The organism is Bartonella sp. MR110HLJHH (assembly GCF_042194225.1).
In the GTDB taxonomy this organism is placed as follows: domain Bacteria; phylum Pseudomonadota; class Alphaproteobacteria; order Rhizobiales; family Rhizobiaceae; genus Bartonella; species Bartonella grahamii.
This window is the reverse complement of record NZ_JBHIMQ010000041.1, coordinates 1-3,262: the sequence shown is the minus strand read 5'-3', so window position 1 is coordinate 3,262 and position 3,262 is coordinate 1. Positions and strand designations below refer to the sequence as shown.

The 3,262-nt window shown below is 40.6% G+C and carries 2 protein-coding genes and 1 pseudogene; all 3 read right to left on the bottom strand.

Annotated elements, in window-relative coordinates:
• Window positions 1-155: transglycosylase SLT domain-containing protein (locus tag ACFIKB_RS09020; RefSeq protein WP_375653411.1), on the bottom strand; the 155-nt coding region annotated here is incomplete at its 3' end.
• Between the two features lie 16 nt (window positions 156-171).
• The gene (locus tag ACFIKB_RS09015) at window positions 172-2,358 is read right to left on the bottom strand and encodes a hypothetical protein (protein WP_375653408.1); all 2,187 of its coding nucleotides are present in this window, start codon (window positions 2,356-2,358) and stop codon (window positions 172-174) included.
• Between the two features lies 1 nt (window position 2,359).
• A pseudogene (locus ACFIKB_RS09010) lies at window positions 2,360-3,262 on the bottom strand (hypothetical protein); the annotation flags it as partial.

The window sequence follows — 3,262 nt, the reverse complement described above, 5'->3', positions numbered from 1 at the left end:
TGATACAACCCACCAGCAGAAGAGTAGGGATTCCTTGCATTCGGATTCCCTCCACTTTCCACTTGCGCAACACGGTACAAATAACTCTCTGGCAAACCATATCGCGCTGCCGTTTGCCGTATCGCTTGATTAACAGAAGGACTATAACGGGTCATAGCCTAATCTCCTCCCTTACTCAAATGCACTCAATAAATTCAACTCCTCCGTTGAGGCTTTTCCCCCACCTCCAAACAAAGCAGCAGAAAGCTTTTTGAACCATTCTTTTGTCGCATATCCCTTATGATGCGCGTTTACCATGCGTTGAATAAGAGCTACAATTTGATCATTCTTAATCTGTGTCCCCCCTGTTAACAATTTGACAACATCCTTTTCAATCCGTTGACGCTCTCTAAACGCCGCCTCTTTGAAAGGAATCCAAGCAGACTTCCCAGCAGCTTTTGCTAATTGTACAGCTGCATCACGTTTACCCGTTGGCATACTGACATTATGCGTAAAAGATATATCTTTATTCGCTACACGACCTGGTATTCTATTATAAAAATCTGCATAATCGGCTTCTTTTTCGACAACCTTCTTGACCGCAGAAGCTTTATCGGCTCCATAAATCTTTGCAAATCGTTTATACAGATCATTCGTACCAAAAATCTCCTTTGCCGTGGACACTTCGTCTTTTGTTTGACCCATGCCTTGTAAAAGTTCTGCCCTTGAGCCCTTTTTAAAGTATTCTTGTTCTCCCTCTGGTAATTCATCAAAGATTTTACTGAACTCATCCTTATTAACCGACTTGCTAAGGATTTTAGAACCTTTACCCATAGCATCTACATCTGAACTATATTGATGATACAATGCCCGCCCTTTCTTATATTCAGACGATATATCATCCATAATCTCTAATAACTTTTTGTCGATCTCTACTAAGCTACGAACTTTGCTATTGTTTCCTTGCCTCTTTTCTGCCCGTATCATAAAATCAATAGCCTCCTTAGTTTTATGGAGAATACCCATGTTGGGTTTCTCTTTAAGAAGGCTAAATTTTTCAGAAGAAAACGGACTGGCTTTATTGCCATCACTAATGAATCCCCTTAGCCCTTTATTATAAGCTTGTTTAAAGTATGGACGCTCCATTAATTCATTAAGTGCCCCATAATATTTCTCTCCTATTGGTATCTTTTTAGCTATTTCATAAAGAGTATGGGATGCTTCTTTCCTACTCGCGATAAGATCACCTTTTAAACCTGTGACATTTTGACGAGGAACAAAGTGTTCATCAGCAGCTTGATGAATACGCTCCCCTCCTTCCAGCGCTCTCTGCCCAGCTCTTTTAGTCAAATCAAGATAAGCTCCTTGATTTCTTTTCGCGATATCAAAAACAAGATCCTGTAAAAAAGGACTATGATCAGCTACGTAATCGGTAGGAACTGCTTTTTTAAAAGATTCTCCTAGCTCTTCAGAAGCCTCCTTACCTAAATGTTTACTGATTGCTCTTAATGTGTCTGTTGCAACACCTTGCTTATGAGAAGGAGAAAAAAGTCTTCGTATTCCGCTTACCGGATAACCAGCCAAATGACCTAAAGCACTTCCAACCAATGCCCCGCCCGCTCCTAAACCTGCACCAGATAACGTACTTGTAAGTGTATTACCAAGTCCTTCGCCTTCTCCTGCGCCATGTAATGCACCAGATGCCGCTCCTACTTTAAGCAAATGAGGTAATGTTGTTTTGTTCGTGATGCCTAAAAATGGACTTGCAAATCGACTTGGAAATGACTGACCAGTGTTCAAAAAGGCTTGACCTAATTTTGACCCCGCCACATTCCTTGCAAGTGTAGGCGCTACAAAGCGTGCTCCTGAGGCTAATAATCCTCCCCCTAAAGTCGCAAGTGAAGGGATTGCCGATCCTAAAGCATTTCCAGCAAAAGAAGTCCAATAATGTTGATCACTCATCCTACGATAATAATCACGTATTCTATTGGCTTCTTTCTCATATTTTTCTATGGTTTTCTTATCTCCAGTCCAATAGTTGTAAAGCCCATTCAAAAAAGCACTTATTGCCAACTCATCATCAGAATCACGTCCTGCCGCTGTGATCCCCGCAATTTCATCATCTAAATTAAAACTCAAACCATGCTTTAAAGAATTCCAAAAGGCTTCACTGCTACTTATTTCGGGATGTTCTGCTTCTTCCTCATCAGAATGGTTGTTATAGTCTGATATGTGTCCAATAATAGGATATTGATCATCATTCCAAATCTGACTATTTGAAGAGCGTTTATTATAATCTGTTATATGTCCAATAATAGGATACTGATCATCATTCCAAACCTGACGTTTTCCAACGTTATCATTCTTATGATTAAGCATTTTAGTATCTCTTTATTCTAATATTACCATCTGCATCTTGAATTTTTGTTCCTATCTCAAATTTAGCGCTCTCTTTGGGACTGGATACCTTCACAAACTCCATAACGCCTTTTTTCTGAGTATTATATTTATCAGAGATTTCTTGAGGGGTTATCTTCCCCGTCATCCAATCATGCAAATCAGTTTTCTGAAGCTTATTTAAAGCATTAAATGTTATTTCAAGATTTTCTAAAGTTTTCAGTAGCCCTTTTGTATTACGCGCAGAATCTAAAGAACCAAAGGTTGCTACCATCGTCCGACTTTCGTAATCTGATATAGGACCAACACTAAGACTTCCTCTAGGATCCATCGATTTTAAGCTCTCAAATACCGCCTTTAAAGCACCACCCTTAATCGTATCAAATAAATTTTCTAATTCATTCGCAGGAGTTCCTCCAATTCCACGCGTAGCCCACGCCTTAAACCCGTTAATCTTATGTTTGCGAATGAGTGCAATCGAATCACGAATAGCATCTATCCCAGCGTTCATCTGATGTTTTGTGGCAATAATATTTTTTTGCTTTTTACCCTCCCACTCTTTCTGTGCTTGTAGCTTCTGATTATACTCCAATGCCTGTAGAGTCCCTGACATCGGTCTCTGTCCACGTTCACCTGTCTCTGGATCGGTATACCATTCATGCCCCGCAAGTAGTTTAGGAGTATCACCACCTGTTAGCAATGCACTAAGCATTTGAGGATTCCGTGCCATGACAGCAGCTTCTTCTTCACTGTAGCCTTTGGATTTCAGATACTCGACGGTCTGATTAACCTGCCCTCTTTGTTTATCACCTTCATTAAGATGCTTCACACCACTTGCAAGCGCATCCCATCCAGAACCATCTGTGGGTGCTGCCGCCATACCTGC

What these genes read in the sequence shown, in the direction of transcription:
- ACFIKB_RS09015 (WP_375653408.1), bottom strand. Translation starts at nt 2,358, where the DNA reads ATGCTTAATCATAAGAATGATAACGTTGGAAAACGTCAGGTTTGGAAT.